This window comes from Aminivibrio sp. (assembly GCF_016756745.1).
Classification (GTDB): Bacteria; Synergistota; Synergistia; order Synergistales; family Aminobacteriaceae; genus Aminivibrio.
Genome location: NZ_JAESIH010000098.1, coordinates 1 through 3,726 on the forward strand (window position 1 = coordinate 1; position 3,726 = coordinate 3,726).

Annotated in this window: 2 protein-coding genes; one reads left to right on the plus strand and one right to left on the minus strand. The window is 52.1% G+C overall.

Going from position 1 to position 3,726, the window contains the following annotated elements:
* Positions 1-340: 340 nt before the first annotated feature.
* A complete protein-coding gene (locus JMJ95_RS13815) occupies positions 341-1,222 on the minus strand; it encodes a MurR/RpiR family transcriptional regulator (protein ID WP_290686522.1) in 882 nt (293 codons plus the stop codon).
* Positions 1,223-1,797: 575 nt separating this feature from the next.
* Between JMJ95_RS13815 and JMJ95_RS13820 the strand changes: the two genes are divergently transcribed.
* Complete coding sequence (locus JMJ95_RS13820; protein WP_290686525.1) at positions 1,798-3,408, plus strand: IS1634 family transposase; 1,611 nt, start codon at positions 1,798-1,800, stop codon at positions 3,406-3,408.
* The last annotated feature ends 318 nt before the right edge of the window (positions 3,409-3,726 follow it).

Genomic DNA, 3,726 nt, shown 5'->3' on the forward strand with positions numbered 1-3,726 from the left:
CAAGCCTGGCCATGATATCCGTTGAGCCGCCCGGCGAATAGGCAACGATCATTGTTATATGCTGATCCGCCGGCCACTCGGCGTAACTTGGCACAGAAGAGAAGATCAGAAAAGAAGCGCACAGGAGTATCATCAAACCGGTCATTTTTTTCATCATGCCTTACCTCCCCCAAAAAGTGTGATTCATCCTACATTACTTTCGAGAAAAACGGTCTTCCGGATTTCTGCCTCTTCCCACTCAACTGCCTCCGCTTTCTTTTCTGTCTATCACTCCTTTCGCGCCGTCTATGTCCTCAACAAACAATGAACCCCAAAGAATTCATTTAATACGGAATCAGTTTCATTGGCCATAAAGATAACCCTGCTCTCCCAGGGAGAATCTTGATGACCACTCTTTCATTGCATTGCTGTGCTTTTCGAGGCGTTTTACCCCATCCTGCCCCAGGTGCTGAAGAACTCCGGCCAGAAGTGCATTAATGATCGCCTCCGCTGCAATATTCGAGTTAAAAAAGCTCACGGATTCATAACGACAGAAAAAAGCAATATCGGAAGCAATCGCCAGCGGGGACAATTCACTGTCCGTGATTGAAATAACCCGGCAGCCGGTTCTTCGGATCTTCTCCGTCACTTCAAGGACAAACATCGTATATCTTGGAAGGGAAACAACAAACAGAACGTCATTCCCTCCGATATCGAACACACTTTCCGTCAGCTGCCCGTCATCGATAGAAATATGGTGCACATTCGGGCGAATCTGAAACAACAGCAGGTTAAAGAAAAAAGTGAGCGGATAGGAACTGCGGAGAGCCAGAGAATACACATTGGGAGCAGAGGCAAACAACTCAACGGCTTTTTGAAATTTTTCCCCGGAATTCAGGGACAACAAGGTATTGAGAGATTCCTGATCCCTTAAAATGGAACTTGTCCAGATCGGCGTGTTTTCGTCGACCGGAGTTTCTTTGAGCCGTTCAACAGGGGTTATGCCTATTTTCAACTTCGACCGTATCTGCTCCTGAAGATCCGGATATCCATTGAACCCCATCTCAACAGAAGTCCTGCTTATCGTCGCCGGGCTGACACCGATACGTTCCGCAAGTTCGCCCAGGTTCAGGAAAGCGGCTTCCTCGGGAGAACTGACAAAAAAGTTGGCAACCGTTCTTTTGGCCTTGGAAATAGTATTCTTTCTGAAGTAGGCACGAATTTTTTCCCTGAAATCCTCCACAATCCCTTACCTCCGCAATGTTTGAAAGGATACTATCATGCAAGCCATTTTTCTGCAAATTTTTTTTCAAATGAATCACATTTTCAGATTCCTACGAGGGCAACCGGGTAAGCAAGAAGCCGGAGAAACAGGAGGTGGGGAGCGTTTTTCTGCGGCAGCTCAGTATGGGCTGAACCTGCTGGTTTTGCATCCCTGATGGGACTCATGCCCCTGCCAGCGGCCATGAGCAACGGTGCCGCCCTCATGACTATTGAAGTAGACGCCCAGGCGGGAAAGGCCTCCCTTCGAGAACTTTCCTCGGGCATGGGCCTTTCTTTCCCACGACGGGGTGGTCAACAACATCAAGCACATAGCGGGAAGGCAGTGTAAGAGCACATACTCGCACGGCAGTCGTGACACACGTGTCAAGGGACATCTTCCGTGCATATGGAGTTTACCCCCAGGATTCCCGGCCACACCTAACGAGTACGCCGGATTAACCGCAAAAAACCCAGCAGTAATCGAACTTTGACAACAAAAGCACTTGACGTGCTTCTCGTTATGTCTTAATATATACGTAACGATGAGGTGGGGCTATGGCAAGCATCGTCTTCCAGAAGGACAAGCGCTCCGGGATCACCTACGCCTACGAATCGGTCTCCTACTGGGACAAGGGGAAAAAGCAGTCACGGGCGAAGCGGACCCTGATCGGCCGAGTCGATGAAAAAACAGGCGAGATCAGTCCCACCGACGGCAGGGGCCGAAAGAAAAGAGCCGGGGAGACAGCTGTCAAACCCGGCCCCGTTCCGGCCACCCGGACCGCGAGGCTCTTCTACGGTGCGACCTGGCTCTTCGATGCCATCGGGGAACAGCTGGGCATCACCGAGGACCTGAAGAGGTGCTTCCCTAAGACCTTCAGGCAGATCCTGTCCATAGCCTATTACCTGATTCTGGAGGACAAGAATCCCCTCTACCGGTTCGAGAAGTGGGGCTCCCTGCACAAACACCCCTGCGGGGACAGCATCACCTCCCGGCGCAGCAGCGAGCTCTTCGCGTCCATCACGGAAGAAGGGAAGAACGAGTTCTTCAAGCTTCAGGGGAGGCGCCGTTTGGAGAACGAGTTCCGGGCTTATGACATCACCTCCATATCAAGCTGCTCCGAGTGCCTCAGGCAGGTTCTCTACGGCAACAACAAGGAGAACGACCGTCTGCCCCGGTTGAACCTGGCCCTTGTCTTCGGCGAAAGCTCCGGGCTTCCCTTCTACTACCGCAAGATGGCCGGGAACATCCCCGACGTGAAGACGGTCAAGCTTCTTCTGTCGGAGCTGGACGTCCTCGGCTACTCCAAGGTCAAGCTGGTCATGGACAGAGGGTTCTACAGTGAGGACAACCTCAACGCCCTCTTCAGGGAGCATGTCAAGTTCCTGATCGCGGGGAAGATGTCCCTGTCCTTCGTCAGGCAGAATCTGGAACCCATATACGGGCAGATCCGTTCCTACGACCGCTTCAACGACAAATACGAGCTCTACTGCCATACGGTGCAGGCCGAATGGAACTACAGGCAATACCGTCCGTACACAGGGGATACTGTCTCGGAGCCGAGGCGTATCTACGTGCACTACTACTGCAACATCGACAGGGCGGCCGAGGAGGAGGAGGCCTTCGACCGCCGGCTGATCGCCCTCAGGAACGAACTCGAGTCGGGCAAAAGGGTTCCGGAGCACGAGACCGGGTACAGCAGGTACTTCGATATCAGGACCGCTCCGAAACGTGGAATCAAAGTCACCGTCAGGGAGGATGTTGTGGCCAAAGAGAAAGAGCTGTTCGGTTTCTTCGCCCTGCTCACCAACGAGACCATGGACGCCCCTACCGCCCTTGAGCTCTACCGCAACAAGGACCTGGTCGAGAAGGCCTTCGGCAACCTCAAGGAACGGCTCAACATGAGGCGCACCCTTGTCTCCTCCGAACAGAGCCTCGAGGGGAAGCTGTTCGTCGAGTTCGTGGCCCTGATCTACCTGTCCTGCATAAAAAAGCGGATGCAGGATACAGGGCTGTTCAGGGACTACACCCTGCAGGGTGTCCTGGACACGCTCGATGTGATCGAATGCTTTGAACATCCGGGACAAAAGCTGCAGGTCGGCGAAGTTTTGGAGAAACAGAAACAAATCTATGCTGCGCTGGGTGTCTCACCTCCAGACTCGTTATGAGTGGGCGGGAATCCAGGTTATCCACAAAACGGGAAAAAGAGCTTCAACCGCCCGAAAAGGAGAAAAAACCATAGGGACGGGGAAACGAAAAGGGTTCACTTCCCCGCCCGGGGACCTGTCTCTTCTCTTGGGGAACGAACCTGCGGATTTAGGGTCCACTTTAGTTATCGTCTTTTGCAAAAATAGTTCTATTCTAGCAGTCTGTCGGATTTAGCCTTTCTTACAGCATTCCCCAAAATCACATGAAACATGCTAAAATATCAGTAATATCAAGTGTTTAAGGGTGATTTGACATGAGTAGGAATTTCAGAGATATTA

Excerpts from the sequence above, each read along its gene's own strand:
- JMJ95_RS13820 (WP_290686525.1), top strand. The coding sequence starts at position 1,798 with ATGGCAAGCATCGTCTTCCAGAAGGACAAGCGCTCCGGGATCACCTAC.